This window comes from Pseudomonas fontis, from assembly GCF_028656955.1.
GTDB classification, from domain to species: domain Bacteria; phylum Pseudomonadota; class Gammaproteobacteria; order Pseudomonadales; family Pseudomonadaceae; genus Aquipseudomonas; species Aquipseudomonas fontis.
This window is the reverse complement of the sequence record NZ_JAMDGY010000049.1, coordinates 1-17,522: the sequence shown is the minus strand read 5'-3', so window position 1 is coordinate 17,522 and position 17,522 is coordinate 1. Positions and strand designations below refer to the sequence as shown.

17 protein-coding genes, 1 tRNA gene and 1 pseudogene are annotated in these 17,522 nt (G+C 58.4%); 13 read left to right on the top strand and 6 right to left on the bottom strand.

Annotated elements, in window-relative coordinates:
- Window positions 1-76: 76 nt before the first annotated feature.
- From M5G11_RS16130 to M5G11_RS16120, 3 genes are all read left to right on the top strand, one after another.
- Window positions 77-526: a hypothetical protein gene (locus M5G11_RS16130; protein ID WP_273910604.1), complete on the top strand. Its 450-nt coding sequence runs from the start codon at window positions 77-79 to the stop codon at window positions 524-526.
- Between the two features lie 78 nt (window positions 527-604).
- Window positions 605-1,393 carry a hypothetical protein gene (locus M5G11_RS16125; RefSeq protein WP_273910603.1) on the top strand — a complete coding sequence of 263 codons (789 nt, stop codon included), beginning with the start codon at window positions 605-607 and terminating at the stop codon, window positions 1,391-1,393.
- A gap of 147 nt (window positions 1,394-1,540) precedes the next feature.
- Window positions 1,541-1,614 (top strand) — tRNA-Cys (locus M5G11_RS16120).
- 137 nt (window positions 1,615-1,751) lie between these two features.
- On the opposite strand, the gene osmE is transcribed toward M5G11_RS16120, so the two are convergent.
- Window positions 1,752-2,114, bottom strand: a complete 363-nt coding sequence (gene osmE / locus M5G11_RS16115; RefSeq protein WP_273910602.1) for an osmotically-inducible lipoprotein OsmE — start codon at window positions 2,112-2,114, stop codon at window positions 1,752-1,754.
- 114 nt (window positions 2,115-2,228) lie between these two features.
- Between osmE and M5G11_RS16110 the strand changes: the two genes are divergently transcribed.
- The 4 genes and pseudogenes from M5G11_RS16110 (at window position 2,229) to M5G11_RS16095 (ending at window position 4,073) form a co-directional block, all read left to right on the top strand.
- The gene (locus M5G11_RS16110) at window positions 2,229-2,405 is read left to right on the top strand and encodes a hypothetical protein (RefSeq protein ID WP_273910600.1); all 177 of its coding nucleotides are present in this window, start codon (window positions 2,229-2,231) and stop codon (window positions 2,403-2,405) included.
- Window positions 2,401-2,660 (top strand): annotated as a pseudogene (locus M5G11_RS16105) (transposase); the annotation flags it as partial. The gene M5G11_RS16110 and the pseudogene M5G11_RS16105, both read left to right, overlap by 5 nt.
- Before the next feature lie 525 nt (window positions 2,661-3,185).
- A complete protein-coding gene (locus M5G11_RS16100) occupies window positions 3,186-3,611 on the top strand; it encodes a hypothetical protein (RefSeq protein WP_273910599.1) in 426 nt (141 codons plus the stop codon).
- A 114-nt stretch (window positions 3,612-3,725) separates the two neighbouring features.
- Window positions 3,726-4,073: a hypothetical protein gene (locus M5G11_RS16095; protein ID WP_273910598.1), complete on the top strand. Its 348-nt coding sequence runs from the start codon at window positions 3,726-3,728 to the stop codon at window positions 4,071-4,073.
- 377 nt (window positions 4,074-4,450) lie between these two features.
- On the opposite strand, the gene M5G11_RS16090 is transcribed toward M5G11_RS16095, so the two are convergent.
- The 4 genes from M5G11_RS16090 to M5G11_RS16075 all read right to left on the bottom strand — a co-directional run bounded on the left by M5G11_RS16090 (window position 4,451) and on the right by M5G11_RS16075 (window position 8,942).
- Window positions 4,451-5,050 (bottom strand): hypothetical protein, encoded by a 600-nt coding sequence (locus M5G11_RS16090; protein WP_273910597.1) that lies wholly within the window; start codon window positions 5,048-5,050, stop codon window positions 4,451-4,453.
- Window positions 5,043-6,833 (bottom strand): hypothetical protein, encoded by a 1,791-nt coding sequence (locus tag M5G11_RS16085; protein ID WP_273910596.1) that lies wholly within the window; start codon window positions 6,831-6,833, stop codon window positions 5,043-5,045. Before M5G11_RS16085 ends, M5G11_RS16090 begins: the two co-directional genes overlap by 8 nt.
- A gap of 615 nt (window positions 6,834-7,448) precedes the next feature.
- Window positions 7,449-8,305, bottom strand: a protein-coding gene (locus tag M5G11_RS16080; RefSeq protein ID WP_420793809.1) for an IS5 family transposase whose coding sequence is annotated in 2 segments (ribosomal slippage) — window positions 7,449-7,957 and window positions 7,957-8,305 — 858 coding nt in all. Because the reading frame shifts where the segments join, the coding sequence is not laid out codon by codon here.
- Window positions 8,306-8,516: 211 nt separating this feature from the next.
- On the bottom strand, window positions 8,517-8,942 hold the full coding sequence (locus M5G11_RS16075; RefSeq protein WP_273910594.1) for a hypothetical protein: 426 nt from the start codon (window positions 8,940-8,942) through the stop codon (window positions 8,517-8,519).
- Window positions 8,943-9,400: 458 nt separating this feature from the next.
- Between M5G11_RS16075 and M5G11_RS16070 the strand changes: the two genes are divergently transcribed.
- Window positions 9,401-9,577, top strand: coding sequence for a hypothetical protein (locus tag M5G11_RS16070; protein WP_273910593.1), 177 nt, complete (start codon window positions 9,401-9,403; stop codon window positions 9,575-9,577).
- A 63-nt stretch (window positions 9,578-9,640) separates the two neighbouring features.
- On the opposite strand, the gene M5G11_RS16065 is transcribed toward M5G11_RS16070, so the two are convergent.
- Window positions 9,641-9,925, bottom strand: a complete 285-nt coding sequence (locus M5G11_RS16065; RefSeq protein WP_273910592.1) for a hypothetical protein — start codon at window positions 9,923-9,925, stop codon at window positions 9,641-9,643.
- 453 nt (window positions 9,926-10,378) lie between these two features.
- Between M5G11_RS16065 and M5G11_RS16060 the strand changes: the two genes are divergently transcribed.
- The 5 genes from M5G11_RS16060 to M5G11_RS16040 are packed head-to-tail and all read left to right on the top strand — an operon-like array spanning window position 10,379 to window position 17,520.
- Window positions 10,379-12,001, top strand: a complete 1,623-nt coding sequence (locus tag M5G11_RS16060; RefSeq protein ID WP_273910591.1) for a hypothetical protein — start codon at window positions 10,379-10,381, stop codon at window positions 11,999-12,001.
- 46 nt (window positions 12,002-12,047) lie between these two features.
- On the top strand, window positions 12,048-13,886 hold the full coding sequence (locus tag M5G11_RS16055; RefSeq protein ID WP_273910590.1) for a hypothetical protein: 1,839 nt from the start codon (window positions 12,048-12,050) through the stop codon (window positions 13,884-13,886).
- A 12-nt stretch (window positions 13,887-13,898) separates the two neighbouring features.
- Window positions 13,899-16,313, top strand: coding sequence for an SAM-dependent methyltransferase (locus M5G11_RS16050; RefSeq protein WP_273910589.1), 2,415 nt, complete (start codon window positions 13,899-13,901; stop codon window positions 16,311-16,313).
- A complete protein-coding gene (locus M5G11_RS16045) occupies window positions 16,313-17,056 on the top strand; it encodes a phytanoyl-CoA dioxygenase family protein (RefSeq protein WP_273910588.1) in 744 nt (247 codons plus the stop codon). Before M5G11_RS16050 ends, M5G11_RS16045 begins: the two co-directional genes overlap by 1 nt.
- Window positions 17,053-17,520: a hypothetical protein gene (locus M5G11_RS16040; protein WP_273910587.1), complete on the top strand. Its 468-nt coding sequence runs from the start codon at window positions 17,053-17,055 to the stop codon at window positions 17,518-17,520. Before M5G11_RS16045 ends, M5G11_RS16040 begins: the two co-directional genes overlap by 4 nt.
- Window positions 17,521-17,522 lie beyond the last annotated feature (2 nt).

The following is a 17,522-nucleotide window of genomic DNA, read 5'->3' as shown; positions in this document are numbered from 1 at the left end:
TTGCTAAACGCACTGTTCAATTCTATTTGTTGTGGGGTGTGATACGGTCGAAAAATACAAGAAAGGAGTGGTTTGTATGACCGTTTTGCGCGTTCTGATTGGCGGAGTTTTGTTTGGGCTTACGGTGTTTTCCACGGTTGCCAATGCTGGCCCGACGGTGACGGTAACTGTTAAGAATATTGGAGTGGAGGATGCTGTTTACACAGTGGTAACTGCCAACGAGGCGAGCACCAAACAAAATGCCAGCCCTACACCGGAGGTCACTGTTCGCGGTGGTACGCTCACGACCTATCGTGTTCAAAGCAAGGTCAGCCCCGATGCCAATGCGGCAATGGTTCGTTATGTCATGGGCCGGAAGGTCTGCCAGTTCTCAACCACCTACACGCTTGGCGTCGGAAGTGGAGGCGTTCGGGTGCCCAAGTGGAACAAAACTGCAACACCCAGTGCAGGTGCGGTATGTACGGCCAACATAACCTCGTTTGATGCTACGACCCGCGAGTGGAATGTCGAGTTCACCATGAAGTAGCACGTGCGCGCGCAATAGATGAAAACTGTCCATTCTCCTCAGGAGTGGACATTGTATTTCAGCCCTGGAGGGGTACTTGTGATTGGTTTGATTGGTTATGGTTCGGCAGCCAACATGATGTCAGTAGGCGTTGTTGTACCTGGCGTGGCAGTAGCCGTTACGCCCATTGCGCGCCCTGTCGAAGAAGGAATAAAAGAAAGCCTCTCGTCACTTGCGAAACAGTTGAGTGCTGCTGTTGCTCGTGCGGAACAACGAGACTCAAGTCTGTCGCGAGATCAACTCTTCAAAAAAGCCGAGGAGGTCTGGAGCAGGCTTCAGGGTATTACCTACACTGCCTACCGTGAGCTTCATGATGCCGAAGTCCCATCGAGTGGCGACCCTGAACGGTTGGCCCGGGCTGAGGCTGCAACCATTTTTATGCACGGGAAGGGTAGTAACCCGTTCAGTGGGCTCAGCCCCAAGGAGCTGGCGGCGATAGCCTATGATGAAAGCGGCGACTTTACCGTTAACGAGCGCAACGCTGCGTTGAGCGAGTCCTACCGGCAGCAGAGTGAGTGGAATCAGAAAATCGCAGCGCGCATGCGCGATGAGAGCGCTCAGACAGGGCAAATCGTCGAATCGCTGAAAGAGATTCTTGGGCATTACCAAGGTATGCCTGCCATAGAGTTGGCGCGCTATGGCATGGATGTCATCCAGAACACTCAGCGGCAGATCGACGAAGAGTCACTTGAGGGGCCGACCAGCACCGCCAAGATGCTCACCCTGTTCGAGCTGCTCAGCAAGCAGCGTTTGAATCCGCCTGACAGCAGTGATGAGCAGCAGGCAGCAGACAAGGCGCCGCTGCCGAGCGCGGGGCCCCAACGCTAAGAAACGGAGAATAATTTTTTTGAAATCAGGGGCTTGCAAGCGTCTGCGAATACGTACATAATTGCGTCCATTGAAAGCGAGGGGAAATAAAAATTCCCAGCGTAATCAATGAGATAGAGCAAATACATTGTATTTGTCTTATCTTATGGCCGAGTAGCAAAATGGTTATGCAGTGGATTGCAAATCCATCTACGCCGGTTCGATTCCGACCTCGGCCTCCATATTCGAAAGCCCCGCAGATCAACGTCTGCGGGGCTTTTTTGTGGCCTGCGAAAAAGCCAATCGTTTTCGCAACTATACCCATCGTTTCCGCAACTCGGCGCCAAGGGCTTGTGGGGCGAATTTGCCCTGTATGCCGTCAATACCCAGCCCCTCCAGTCACACCCTTGCTTTTAGGGGCTTGGCGGGATTTTTGTTGGGCGTTGCTCCATTCTGCGCAGGTGGTAAAGCCGCTGTGGTCCACTTTGCCTTTGCCGTCGAAACTGACGTTGTACGGCTGGCGCTGACTTGATTTTGTAAACATATAGTCATAGCACGTACCCAGAACCACCGTACGGTCAGACACCGCGAGCGGCTTTCCGCCGATTTGCTCGACTTGCTCCATGCTCATGCCGCTTTGAACCTTCGATACCAGAGGTTGGTTATGAAAGGTTCGTGAGTTCGTGCTGCAACCACTGACAATCACGATCAGTGCCAGCAGTACAACGCGTGGTGCGGTCATGGCAGGGCCCCCGTTCTCGGGTTTTTCACATGCCTACCAGTAAAGTCGAGATTCGCTTCAGCTACCACCCCTCTTACCCAACGCCGCCCTGCGGTCGCTCAATGGAGTGAAACGATGTTCCCGACGTACCTGCGCTGGCCAATGATGATTGGCCTCTTTGCGGCTGTGGTCGTATTGGTCACCACCGCCCTGCAGTGCATCAGCGGCAAGAGTGAAATAGCCGAAGTGGTGTTGCCGTTGCTGCTGGCAGCGGTGTTTATCTGGTGTCACCACAACACAGCCAGGTCTTAGGCGCTGTACGAAATACCGAGAAACCCAATCATCCCGCTGCGCTCGATGAAGCGCAAACCCAAGCCTGGCTTATCAAGACTGTTTGATCGGCCCAAGTACCGTCAGCGCAACATCATCGAGCGCATGTTTGGCTGGCTGAAAGAGAACCGCCGGATCGTGACACGCTTTGACAAGCTCGCGAAAAGCTATGCCGCTATAGTCTCGCTGGCTTGTTCAATACGGTGTTTGCGACATCTCCTTTCCTACAGAACCTAGGTCATCAATACCCCAGTCCATGGGCTTGCAGGCAAAGGACTGGGCAAGTCCTTTACGCTTTTGTTTGGGTTTTGACGATCAACTGCCACTGTACGGGGGCCGATTGGTTAGCGTGCTGGTGTCGGTTTTGAGGGGGGAATTTGTCGTCTTTGTTGGAAGTGATCTCGTCGCCGCATCCTGTGCATCGGTAAATACCGGAAGCAGGTACGGTGGCTCCGATTCCGTAAGCGTTGCTCCACTCCGGTGCGCCGCCCAGTAGCGTGGTTGCTACCTGGGTAACGTGTAACGCCGTGTTTGCAGTTATCTGTGCCATTGTCATTCCCTCGCATGGCTTGCTGGAGGCACAAAGCTTCTACGGTAGGCCCGAGGCATTCCATCCACGCTGGATGCCCGGCCAGTTGGTAAATTGCGGGTAAACCTCGGGAACTTTTTCTTTTGATAGTGTCAATTTGACATACCGATGCGCAGAGCACGCTAGGTGTTAAAAATACCGGGTAGCCTCCCGGCAAACCAAGGAAGAAAGAGATGAAACTGATTTTTGTCCTGCTGATGATGATTAGCGGCTATACCTTTGCCAGCTGCGACAGCATTGGTGATTCGGATCAGCGTGCTTATTGCAAAGCGAAGGAGGGCCACGGCAGTTGCAACTCGATCTCCGCCACCGACCTGCGATATGCCTGTAACGCGGAAACTAATGGGGGTAGTTGCAACAGCATCAGCGACAGTGACCAGCGTTACTACTGCAATGCCAAGACCAACCATGGAAGCTGCAACTCGATCTCCGACCGCGATCTACGCTACGCCTGCAATGCTGAAACCAACGGAGGCAGCTGCAATAGCATTGACGACAGAGATCAGCGCTATCTGTGTAATGCGAAAACCAACAACGGTAGTTGCGGTTCGATCTCCGACAGAGACCTGCGTGCGCAATGTGATGCTTTGAAGCGTTGATTGAAGGTCCAATTCATCAATTTTAAGCATCGACGACGCATTGGAAAAAGTTACCGCCTACGAGATTTTGAATTCGGAAATGCTACAGTCCCGCCAAACCAACGAGGAAACGGCATGCGAATTTTGATTGGGGCGGTAGCGGTGGCGCTGCTGGCAGGTTGCACCACTCCTTCAGAGCTGAAGTCAGGTGATGCTGTATTCGTTTCGGCAACCAAAAAACTGCCGAAGCAATATGCCTTATGCGTTTTCCCTAAGTGGCAAGACCTCAACGCCGAGTCGGCAATGACCGAAACTGAGACAGGGTATCGTTTGGTGATGGCCAACCCAGGTGTAGGGCAAACCGATGAGCTTTTGGAAGTTTCAAAGACTTCAACTGGCTCGACGGTTCGTCATTTTCAGCGAATCGCCTTGATGCAAGTAGGCAGGGGTGATGTCTCTGAATCAGTAAAAAGCTGCATTTGAATTCATAAAAACAAGCCGCCTACGGGCGGTTATTTTATATCTGGAAAAAAGTAATGTCCTTACTCGCTACCGAATACTCGCCGCTCGTAATCGTCAGGCTCGGCGGTCCAATGCGCCAATTCGGTAAGGAGTTCAAGCTCGCGGTTCGTACTCCAGTCGAGGCGATTAGGACTCATAGGCGCTGTCTGAAAAAGGTGTCGCAGACACCGCATGACACAAGCCAACGAGACCATCGGTTTCTATGAGTTTCAGACAGAACCTAAAGTGCGAACTCAGCGGGCGGCAAAAAGAGTAATTATCTGACGGATTGCTGGATTTGATTTTTTGGTCGATGAAGAGCGGAGGATACCTTCGGAAAATTCAACTTTCCACATGGTTCATGGAACTGCTAGCTGTGCTTGCCGAATAGCGGCCACGGCCACATTAAGTTTCCGCACTAGTTCCTCTATGCCGCCAGATTCGTTTAGAGCTACCATTAATTTCAATTCGGCCTCAACTTCCCATATGCAGGTAGTATGTGTGGCTACACGTTCCCGTAGATCTTTGAGCGACTGCTGTCCACCTGCATAGTCCTCAACATACTGCGCGACCAGCGTGAAGCATGATGAACCAAACGCGATGCATCCACTTACCAAAGCAGCTCGAGTGGAGCCTTGAGTCAGAGCTGCGATAATTCCGGCCGAGGACAATGATGAAACAACTGCACCGGCCAGGCGAAGACGGGCCGACATACGGAATCTTCGCTGTATCCTCTGCGAGGTTGCCAGGCCCTCCTCCTTAGCTACAGCTATAGTCTGCTGCGCGAGGTCTTGTAACATTTGCGATGACGGAAGTGAATCATCACCGAGTTTCTTACCGGGTTCGAGTGCGCTTTTATACGATGGATACTCCGACTGTAAACGCGTAAGTGCGTCAGGTTTCCGGCGATTTAGCAAATCCACAATTGATTGAATCGAGAGTATAGCTGTGTCAGTCATCTGCGGTGTCTCCCTTGTGAAGCACTCTGGATACACAAAACTCAATCAGCAAAAGAGCTCCCGCAATTACAAGTCCCGGGATATCGGCAGGGTTCCAGTTGCTGTTTCTTCGAGTCAAGAAGCGCAGTGCGAAAGCAGATATGAGCATTGAAGTGCTGCCACTTACAATCCAATAGATGAGCCGCGTTTGCAGGTCTGCGTACTCAATGCCTCTAAATAGCTCAATTGGAGACATTAAAATAGCGACCAGAATTCCTATAACCCCCACAAACAGAGGTATCCCTAGGTATCTGACTGTCCAGGGCTCGCCATTTGCTTCTTCTGCAAAGTGTCGAGACCATTTCCAGCCAAAATAAGCGGGCACCAAACTAGTCCAGCCCAAAGTCATAAAAAGCGGTACTGTTCCAACTACCCAAGCTCCTAAAATGATGGCTAGGTTGAGACAAACCGCCAACGGCATTAAAACCGCAAAACCGAGTATTCGAATGCCTTTTACCAAGGTGGAAATAATTGGGTTTCGTGCAAACGCCGGGGCTGGAGTGCGAAAGCTTTTCCATTCACGCACGATGCTGCGAGCAGAAAATATGAGGAAGAAAGCTCCAGCGAAGTACGGATATTGTACCCATGATGGAATGTATGGAACTATTCGGTCGGCCAATTCTTCCGCGCGCTCACGCCCAACAGTTGTTAACTTCAGTACGCGATAACTACTTTCTATTCGCTTGTCGACGAGTAGAGCTTTCTGCTCTGCGAAAAGCATCACTCGAGCGGAGTGCACAACCTTTGAACTGACCACTAGGTCGCCAGCAGTCGACAATGCAGATAAAGCATCACCTAATGTTGCGCGAGAAATTGCGTCCTTCAAACCATCCGCAACTCGTAAGGCATTTACTGGGTCGATAAAGGCAGATGTAGTTGAGCATGCCGCCGCTGAGCATCCAAGAAGGAATAGTGATGCATCGGCTTTTTCTGCTGCATCCTCCAGTTCGGAAAAAGAGATTTCACTCTTGATTTGACCTGCGGAATCGCGAACTATGAACTTGTCTTTCTCTACATGACCTACTATGAATACTATTTTTTCGCGTTGAGAGCGTATTTGATGAACGGCTTCGCTAGGCGTATTTGACCCGGCTGGTATATGGTACTCTCCAACTGCTTTGTCAAGTCTTGCCAGTTCGTCCGCATCAGAAGGATCCATGAGCGATACAACTCGAATCTTGTCGTTCTGGAATGGCCGCTCAAGCGCCCAACTCAACTCGCCTGAATGCTCTCCTATTCTGATGAATATTCCCGGATATTTTTCCATAAGCAGAGTCTCACCTGTAGGCGTGGCGCGAACGACCAAACGGCCGACTGTGCCAGTCTCGCTGACAACAAACGCAGGTTTGCCTGACGCTTTTATTGCATCTCGTACTATATTTTCTAGACGGTTGATGTCTATCTCAGAAACAATCAGCTCCACTTGTTTAAGAAGCGCAGTCCCCTGAGGTGTTAGAGTCATCGCAGCACCGGTCGACATAGTGGCTATTACAATTTCACGCCCCGCGATATCAATAGCACGAACCTCGCTACCTGAAATTTCTAGGGCGTGCGCCCCCTGTCGCGATTTGGGAAGTGTCTTTAATACTGCACGGCCTGTCACGACACTGGCTTTTTTCGCAAGTTTCGCTACCTCTTCTCCAGAATTTAAAAACGCGCCCCACCAACTGGCGTGACTTTCGCTGATGAAGAACAGGAGGCAAAATGTAATATAGCTCAAAGTCGAAAAGCGACCATGGCACATGTCTTCTCTCCGGTAATTTTGCCACTTCTGTTAGGCGACCACCCGCTCAACAATCAGCGCGGAGAACAGTCGCCTAGCGATCAGCCTTACCCATCGGGAACCCCCTGCTTGCTTGAGCGCTGCACCAGAAACGAGACATAAGGTGAGCAGGAAAGTCGACATGGCTTTGGTTGTTTGTGGAGTTTAGCAGCGCGCTCATGGTCTGCTTTTGGCCGATTTTTTTGAAAAAGTCGGTCCGACCAAACGGCCTGATCATTGACTGGTGAAAACGCCTTTTTTGCACGCTGCTACGTGAAATCCGAGTCCGGAAGCCTCTGCCAAAAGTAAAGATTTCAATCTCTGGCACATGCTTTTTTGATGCGCAAACCATGGCAGACTTTTTCAACAGAATCGGCCGATTTCCGCCGGTCATCGCCACCCATTTAGCTGGTCACATCCTGCACCAATGACTGGTCTAGTCGAATGCAAATGGGTGGTCAATCCCATGCAATTACGCAGCTGTTCACTCCCCCTCTGATTGTTATTCTGTGGAAGAATCTAAACATGCTAGCGCGGTCGGCTGTGCGTGCAGGTTGATTCTGAGGACTTAAGAGAGATCAACGGCGATCAGGGCTCTTAGGCTCTGTCTGAACAAAGGTGTCGTAGACACCGCATGACACAAACCAACGAGACCATCGCTCCATAACTTTTTGCGAGCTTGTCGAAGCGTGTCACGATTCGGCGATTCACTTTCAGCCAGTCGAGCATACGCTCGATCACGTTACGTTGGCGGTACTTGGGACGATCAAACAGGCGGGGCAATCCTGGCTTGGGTTTGCGCTTCATCGCACGCAAAGGAATAACCGGTTGCATACGATATCGCTCACAGTAACGCCAGAGTGCATCAGCGTCGTAGCCCTTGCCAGCCAGAAGCCAGCGGCAGCGCTTGCGAGGTCGGCCGCGTTTGCTCGCCGGGATGCAGACCTCGTCCAGCAATGGCTGTGCGTAGCTGATATCGCTGGCTTGACCGCCTGAAAGAAGAAAGCGCAATGGCACGCCGTTGGCGTCGCAGAGCATGTGAATCTTGGTGGTGAGGCCACCGCGACTTCGGCCTAGAGCAAGGTCGGCGGGTTCATCAGGCCCCCTTTTTTACCTGCACCTGATGAGGCGCGGGTAGCACGAACAGCAGTTGAATCGATCATCCAGATTTGTAGATCAATAAGCCCTTGATCATTGAGCTTGAGATGTAATCGCTTGAGCATCTGATCAAAAGTTCCTCGGTTTCGCCAAACCCGGAAGCGGTGATAAACCGTACGCCAAGGCCCAAAACACTCGGGCATGTCCCGCCAGGCAGCACCTGGCCGTAACAACCACAGCACGCCATCGAGCATCAGGCGATCACTTGATCGTGGTCGGCCTCTGGTGTGGGTTGGGGTGAAGAGATCAGCGAGCACATCCCATACCTCATCCGAAATTTCGTAGCGCTTAGCCATCACAGGATTCCTTTCCATAGATGGCTGAAAACCATACAAAATCTCAGCGTTCGCGCCACTGGCGTTCGGTTTCTATGAATTTCAGACAGAACCTAGTTGTGCTCATTGCATGCCAATCGTGCGCAATGTTTTTCTGCGAATAGCGTGCGATAAAAAAGCCCGCCGAAGCAGGGCTTTTTTATGAGCGGGTTAAAGACTGGCTCAGTTGGCGCTATGCTTTTGCTGAAAAGCGAGATTGCCAGGAAGCAGAGGAAGATGTGTTTGCATTCATGACTTCCCCGCCTACAGCCTTCGCTATCATTGCGGCACGAAGCGAGCCCAACTCTCCAGAGTTATCACCAGGGAGATTCAGGTTTTTCAGCTGTGCGGCGTAGGCGTCGGTAACCGCTACCACGCCAGACTTGTAAATTGTCGCAACAAGCTGATCACCCTTCATGACAACGTTGGCTGCATTATGGGGAGCGTTATCGGCATCAAGACGACCTATGCCTCGTTCCACTTCTTCGGCTTTACGCAGACCTTCAGCTGCGGCCTTCAGGTCATGAGCGAAGTTGGCGTTCGATTTGACCTGCGGAAGATTCAACTCTGCAATGCTGCGCGACGTTGTCGCCAAAGGTATGCCTTTAGAAATTTCCATGAAATACACCTCCTTTTGTTCAACTCTTTCCAGTCCCAGGAAACTTACACCAACGCCAGGTTCTGCAACGAGGTCTCGGTGTACGAAGCCTGGTCAGTGGGCAGCAACTGGGACAGATCGAACCCGGCACCAGTGCTGTCTGCCAGGTAGTCGGTATTGGTATTGACATTGTTCAGGTAGAAGTCCTGAGCATGACCCCATGCTGAATGATTCCATTCTGATCCACGTCTTCCGAAGTGTATAGCAGAAGGTCATTGTTGACCGCTTGATAGTGGATGTTGACAAGAATGTGTCAACATTCAGTCATGCCACGTACCCAGCCCCCCCGTACGATAAGACTCCGCGAGCGGCTTTCGGCCGATGCGCTCGACCTGTTGTGTTCATGCCAGGTCGAGTTTCGCTTAATCCTCCCACCGCCTACCCAACGCCGCCCTGCGGTCGCTCAATGGAGTGAAACGATGTTCCCGACGTACCTGCGCTGGCCAATGATGATTGGCCTCTTTGCGGCTGTGGTCGTATTGGTCACCACCGCCCTGCAGTGCATCAGCGGCAAGAGTGAAATAGTCGAAGTGGTGTTGCCGTTGCTGCTGGCAGCGGTGTTTATCTGGTGTCACCACAATACAGCCAGATCCTAGGCCAGTACGAGCGGGGCAGGGGCGTGCCGTAGCACCAACGTGCCCCGCTCAGCGGCCGCTTACCTAGACAAACGGTTGTGAGCCGAACCCGCGCGGCAGGCGCTGCAAGCCGGACATCGCGGTCAGGCGTTCCACCCATTCACTGCGCCAATCATTGGCGGCATGCGTGGCCTTGGCCTTGCGGGCTGCGCGGCGGGCGGCATTGCGCTGGTCGCGACGGGCCTCCTTGTAGGCATCGGTGTTGCGGCAGCTGCGGCACTTCACCCGGTTCAGCTCGGTACTCGATTGCAGGTTGGCGCCGTGGTGACCACAGGCAAGGTGCCCGGCGGTCCTGAAGTGAATGACCATGTATGCGTCTCCGTCGATGTCCAGGCGCTGCCTTGATGCAGCGTCGGGGGACTGAAGTCATCATCCCGTAATGATGTCGACCATTGGCTGCGGTGCGCGTTCGATTTGCGTTCCTGGTTGGTAGCGCTGGCCTCTCGGCAGGCAAACTCGTACGAAACGTCCTGCGGGCGCTGGAGTAGGCGTTTCATCTCGCGTTTGCTTATTTTTCCAGGCAAGAAAACGTATCGCCAAACAATCTAAGTTGCCCCTTCAGCGCTGGCTATATTGCATCACGCATCGCTATCAACGACCGCTCAGGAAGAGACTGGAAGCCAGCAAAGGACTGCCCTGGCCGCAAGGGTTGACGCACGCCCCTGCCTGTCATGCCACGGCCTGTGCCCCTGATTTCATTGATTTCCTTCCTGGTTTCAGTACGAGCAGCCCTGGCTGCATACGTCGACCAAGGAGGATCTCATGCCTGCTGCCCCCCTTACCCAGAACACACCCTTTGCATTGGCCCTGCGCAATGACACCGACCTGAGCCTGGTGGTGGTGCAGGTGGCCCGTCTTGACCACGGCGGCCTGGTGCTCGGCCCCGACAGCCGGCGCTTGGCGCTGGAAGACGGCAGCCTGGTGCTGGCGCCGCATACGCAAGCCCGGGTGGCGCTGCCGGCCGGGCCTCAGGGCATTGTCCTGGCCGACGCCAGCTCGCTGTTTCCCGTGGCCAGTGGGGTCGTTGACCTTGAAGCCAACCCGGGTCAGCAACTCAGCTTGGGCCAGGTGCAAGTCGCGGCCATGGGCCAGGCCCTGAACCTGGTGCGCAACCTGATGGCCGCGCCCAGCTCGCAATTGGCCAGCGACCTGATCGACAGCCTGCAAGCCAGCCTGAAAAACCCCGGCACCGACGCTGATGCGATCCTGCGCGGGTTCTTCGACAGCCACCCGCCGTTCCAGGCCATCGATGCCACCCAGTTCGGCCTGGCCCTGAGCTGGGCGCGCAACTACGCCTACCTCTGGAGCATGGCCAGCGACGCTGCGCCGGGCCTGGAATATGACCTGCAAGCGGCGCCTTACCTGGGGGTGGCCACGGCCTCGCTGGGCCGCATCGGTTTTCGCCGCCAGGCCGGCGCGACGATTGCCGACCCCAGCGATCCCACCTGCGGCCTGCAACTGCAATGGACCCCAACGGGGGGCACCACCACCCGGCTGAACTACGCCAACGGCTGCCTCAGCGATACGGGCGCGCTAACGCTGATCGGCTCGTTCGTGGCCGCTGGCTGGGTCACCGGGCCTGCGGCGGCGGGGCTGTTGCCGGTGCTGGTGGGGAGCCTCGATGGCCAACGGGTCATCGCCGTGCCGAGCGATACCGGCATCGGCGCATCACTGGCCACCCCCAACGCGACGGCAGCAGCGGCCAAGGACACCGAGGGCCTCGGCACCCTCGACATCGCCAACCTGACCATGAGCCTGATCGGCCTGGTGTCTTCGGTGGTGACCATCGTCGGCGCGGTGATCGCGGTGGTCGGCTACTTCAAGTCGCGGCGCGCTGCCAACCAACCGATCGATCGAGTCGCCGTGCTGGATGCCCAGGCGGTGGCGCAGGAGGTCAGCGATGCCCTGCGCGACCAGCTTCGTGAGGAGTTGGCTGGCGTGCATGAGGCCCTGCCCATGATCAACGAGCTCGCGGGCCTGGTGAAGCGCCTGCGCGAGAGCATCCCGGAAACACTCCGGGAAGTGGTGCGCGAGCAGTTGGGCGACACCCTGAACACGCTGCAGGAGCAGGTGCGGGAATTGGGCGCCATCGAGATCACCCGGGGCCTGCAGGAAGTGCAGGGCAACCTGTTCGAAGCCCGGGAAAGCCTGGGCAAGGACCTCTCGCTTGCCACCCGCGAACTGCTGGATGCGCACGCGCAGATCCCCCAGGTGATCCGCGAGATGGGCGCCCAGGTAAGCCACCAGCTTGGCGAGCGGATCGAGTCCGCGCTCGAAGTCACCCGGGAAACCCTGAAGGTCAGCGAGCAAGTGCAGGAGGACATGGAGGAAGTCCGTGAAGGCGAGGAGAAAGTCGTGGAAGTGAAGTCACCGCTCGAAAAATAGACCCCGCGCGCCCGCGCGATCAATCACCCAATGGAGATGCTTTGACATGGCTGCCACCTATCCCATTCAGGTCAACAACACCACGGCCGAGGCCTTGGACGTCTACACCACGATGTCGCCGGCACAGACCGACCCGCCCTCGACCAACCCCGCCGACTATGTGCCGACCTACACCCTGCTGGGGTCGGTGGCGGCCAACGACAATGCCAGCTTCAGCACCAGCGAGGCCCTGGCCCGTGTCGTGGTCACCCGCCACAGCGACCAGTTCCCGCTCAAGGTCGCGGTCAGCAACGTGCTGATCAGCGGCAGCAATCTGATCGACCTGGGCAGCGCCGATGTGAGCATTGCCACCTCCGGCTGGAGCTTCTACCAGTCCTTCGCCAGCCAGCCCTACAGTCCTGTTTCGCTGAACTTTGCCGCGCTGGTCGAGCAGACTCCGGTCACCGCGCTCAACGCCGCCGCGCAAACCTTCTTCCAGGACAACGGTGCCCCCGGCCTGACCTTCGGCCTGTATTCGGCCATCGGCTACTGGGCCACCAACCAGTTGTATGCCTACCCTGGCAGCTACTACTGCTACGAGCCGCCGAGCGGCAGCTCCATGGGCTTCATCCTGCCGAGCACCACTGTTGGCACCCTGACCATCGCCAATGGCCAGGCCAGCTACACCCCGGTCAGTGGCGGCAATAACCTGAGCCTGGATTTCCTCGCCAGCAGCCTGGCCAGCGCCGGCGCTACCGCCAAAGGCGGCCTGCTGACCACCGCGATCATCCGCGACCTGGCTTGGGAAGGTAAACCCGACACCATCACCTGGGGCTTCGTCGGCACCCTCGATGGCCAGCAGTTCATTGCCCAGTCCTATGCCAACCCGCAAGTTCCCTGGTATGCCGTGGCCTACGACATGGTCTACGGGGCGTTCTTCACCGTGCAGTTGGCGATGACTCTGGACGCCGCGATCAACCTGCTCGGCAGCGTCGCCAACGGCCTGCAATGGTTGGGGCAGAACGTCTCCAAGCTGGCCAGCCGGATCCAGAGCAGCCTCAACAGCACCGGTGACACCGCCGGCCCCGGCAGTGGCGTTGGCGACAGTGCCGACCCGGTCAACGTCGATGTGGATATCGATGTCGACATCGATGTGGACGTGGATGTGGACATCGACATCGATATCGATGTGGACGTCGACGTGGACATCGACATTGATATCGACGTCGACTTCATCGCCGTGGTGGACGTGGATGTGGACGTCGATATCGACGTGGACATCGACGTGGTCACCGACACCGAGACGGACATCGACATTGATGTCGATACCGACATCGACACCGACGTCGATGTGCAGCCGGGCGCGGTGATGAAGGTGCTCAACAGCATCGGCAACTGGGTCATGACCAAGGCGCTGCCGACCCTGATCGAGGGCGCGGTGATCTACGTCGCCTTCCAGAGCGTGAGCAAGATCCTCGAGGCCTGGAAAAACCAGGACGAGAAGGACATCGCCAACCTGCAACCGCGCCAGAGCACCGGCCTGGGCCTGCTGGTCAACTACATGCTGCAGGACAGCACGCCGGTGGCGACACGCTGGCAGACCTTCAGCGAATACGTGCAGGACGTCTACGCCAACAGCCAGGACAGCGACCACGTGCAGACCCTGCAGGTGACCCTGTCGTCGCTGTTGCAGACCGGCAATACCCAGGCCGACAACGAGGCGGCAGCCTGGCGCTGGTCCGACCAGGACCAGGCCAATGTGGTCAACAGCATGAAGGCCGACAGCGGCAACAACACCTACCTGGCGTTCCAGGTGCTGGGCAACACCACCTACCAGGGCAAGCCCCTGCCGGTGAAAGTCGGGGCCACGGTGGCCATGAATTACCTGGCCACGCAGAGCGCGTGAAGGAGAGCCTCAATGAGCATGACCACCCCACGCCCACAGATCCCCGAGAACGGCTACCCGGATATCGAGAGCCACCGCCGTCGCTGGCGCAAACTGGCCCGCGAGATCGCCGCCCGCGGCCCGCTGGTCACCGACGATGCTGCGCTGCTGACGCCACCGGTGCGCCCCGGCACCCTGGAGATCCTCGGCTCCGGCATCGAAGCTTCGGGCTTTACCCGCAGCGACGAAGCGCGCATCCAGGCGGCCGACCATGTCTTCTACTGTGTCGCCGACCCGGCGACGAAGATCTGGATTCTCTCCGAACGCCCGGATGCCTATGACCTGTACGTGCTCTATGACGACAGCAAGCCACGTTACCTGACCTACATGCAGATGACCGAGGCGATGCTGCATTACGTGCGCGAGGGCGCCCATGTGGTGGCAATCTTCTACGGCCACCCCGGCGTGTTCGTGCTGTCCACCCACCGTGCGGTGACCATCGCTCGCCGCGAAGGGCACCAGGCAACCATGCGCGCGGCGGTCAGTGCGCTGGATACGCTGTGCGCCGACCTGGGGGTCGACCCCAGCCAGCCGGGGATGCAGATGTATGAAGCCACCGACATGCTGATCCGCCGACGCCAGCCCGACCCCGGCCTGCACCTGGTGCTGTGGCAGGTGGGGCTGATCGGTGAGCTGGGCTATCGACGCCAGGGCTACCTGAACAGCAACTTCGCCGTGCTGCTGGACTACCTCGAAGCGCTGTACGGCCCCGACCACCCGGTGATCAACTATGTAGGCTCGCGGTACCCGGGGATCGACCCGCTGATCGACCACCAGACCCTGGCCAGCCTGCGTGACCCGGCGGCGCAGTCGTGGGTCACCGGCATCTCGACCTTCTACCTGCCGCCGCGCTCGGCGGGGCAGTCCGACCCGGTGATGCTTGAGCGGCTGGGGCTGATCCGCCCCGGTCAACCGGTGCGTGCGGCCACCGAGCCGTTGCGGGTGATCGACCGCTATGACAAGCGCGAGCGGCGGGCCTTCAGTGACTTCGCCGGTTTCGATGTGCCGGCCAGCTACCAATGGCAGCCGGACACCGCTGCCGGGCGCTTTGTCCTGGCCTTGAGCGACGATGCCGGGCTGCGCGAACGCTACCGCGCCGACCCGCAAGCCGCCTTGCTGGCCTGGGGCGGCGGCCTGGATGCGCGCGAGCGGCACCTGCTGGCCCAGCGCGAGCCGGGGGCGGTGCAGCTGGCGGCCAAGGGCAGCGAGACCCAGCGTCACCCGGGCAACCGCGAGGCGCTGGAACACCTGCTGACCTACTCCTCGGCAAGCGCGGCACTGTCGCGGGCGATCCACAACGCCGCCCCCGGCGGCTTGCGCGGCGCGGCGGCGGCCTGGTCGCGCAAGGCCGGCCTGACGGTGGACTGGCCGCGCATGACCGGTGAGCTGGGGGCGCTGCTGCAATCGAGCCTGGCGCCTTGGACCGGCTTCTACATGGACAGTGCCCGGCAACTGACGTTGTCGGTGTTCTGCCGGATCAAGAACGCCGGCCTGCGCCTGGACCTCAACGGCCAGCGCCTGATCGGCGTGCGCTACCAGGCCGGGGTGCTGACCTGGAAGGCCGAAGCCGGCAACCCGACTTCCGGCTACCTGCAGTCGGACCTGTCGGTGCCGGGCTTGCGTAGCTGGATCGGGCTGGTCTGGCCGGCGGGAGAGAGTGCCGGCAGCGCGTTCAAGGTGGCCCTGCGCGGCCAGTCGCTGGCACGTCCGGCGTGCCTGGCGGTGGGGGATTATCGGGCCAGGGGCACGCACCTGAGGATGGTGCCCGCGCCCCTGGCACCACAGGGGGTGGCGGTCCTGCGTGACGGTATGGCGCTGGAGCAGGCACTGACCTTCAATGGCCGGGAAACCCTGATCGGCGACCTGCGCCTGCCCTTGTCGACCCGCCGTACGGACGATCTGCCCGGCTGGGCGGTGGGTGACTATCGCTTGCGCCTGGTGCATGGCCGCCTGGCGGAAATGCTGACCTTGCGCCTCACCCATGGCGGCCTGGAAATCGCCGGCGTGGTGGTGAACCTCAAGCTGGAACGCGGGCGCATTGCCTGGACCGATGGCCCACCCGCGCTGGCTTCGGGCGAGCTGGAGATCGTGCTCGACCCGATCACCCTGCAACCGCTGCTGCACGGCGACGGCCGTTCGGCTGCCGATCACCCGATCCGCCTGCGCGGCATGGCACTGCTCGACCCGCAGCACATCGGCCAGCTACTGGCCAACCCGAGGCTGGGCTTGCCGGCCTGGGCCTGGGCGCACCTGGTCGGGCAGATGGTCGAGGCCAGCGACAAGGGCGGGCTGTTCCTCTGGCACGGCTATGACCGCGCGCGCACCAACTTGCGGCTGGTGCGTCAAGTGCTTGAACGCCTGCGTCAGGACGACACGGAGGCCTTGTGATGATGCAAGCGCCAGCCCTGACCGCCGGGGTCGACCGCGCCGCGCTGGTGCTAGCGGCCGGGCCCCGGCCGCAACGCCGCTGGGTGCTGCTGGACTACGACACCCGGCGCTATCCGTTTGCCGCCTTGCTGTCGCGGGACGTGTTCAAGGTGCAGCGCCTGGAATTGCTGCACCACTACCTGCAACAGCAGCAGGCCGCAGCGGGCAGCCGGGCAGGGCGCCTGCGCCCGCGAGACAACCTCACGCTGACCGGCATGATGGAGCGCCAACCGGCCGATGCCGCGTTCTACCGGCTCTACCACAGCTTCATGTTGCAACGCCTGGCGCCGCTGGTGGGGCGCGGGATCTCCTACACCAGCCACCCGAAGCTGCGGGTGCACCTGGCCGGCACGCCGAGCGTGAGTTCGTTTCACCACGACATCTGCGTCACTAAGCGGATCGACCAGGTGAACTTCTGGATGCCCTTCACCGATGTCCAGGACGGCGCCACGTTGTGGTTGGAAAGCGACTACGGCAAGGGCGATTTCGCCCCGGTGCCGGTGCGTTACGGGCAGATCCTGGTGTTTGACGGCGGTTACCTCGGGCATGGCTCGATGCGCAACGACAGCGGGCGCACGCGGGTCAGCCTGGACATGCGTTTTTCCTACAAGAAAGCCACCACCCGTGCCGAGGGCGTGGCCTTGCTCGACCATCTGGCGCAGGTGCTCGAACCTGCTGCCGTTCGCGAAGGAGTGCCGATATGAACAGTCATCCCGTGCAAGAGCTGTTGAGTAGCCTGGTCGATCCGGTGCGTGGGCAACTGCCGCCCAAGGGCGTGGCCATGGTGCATTACGGCCCGGACGGGGTCAGCGTCGCCACCCGTGGCCAGGCCGACTACAGTGCCCAGGCCGGCGGCGGCCTGGCGATCCGCTACAGTGCCCGCAGCGCCGGCGGTGCGCCGCACTCGCAGAGCCAGTTGGCGGTGGACACGCAGGGGCGGGTGCTGCATTCGACGACCCAGTTGATGACCCCGGCAGGCCAGGTGCGCCAGGTGGTCAGCGGTGCCTACGACGGGTTGCAACTGACGGCTGCCGGGACCCCGGCCACCGGCGTTGCCCAGCTGTCGGTGAGCGATGCCAACGGCCAACTGACCCACCGAGCGCAGATGGTCTACAGCGATGAACTGTATGCCAGCTATCAGCTCAGCAGCTGGGTGCTCGGAACATAGTT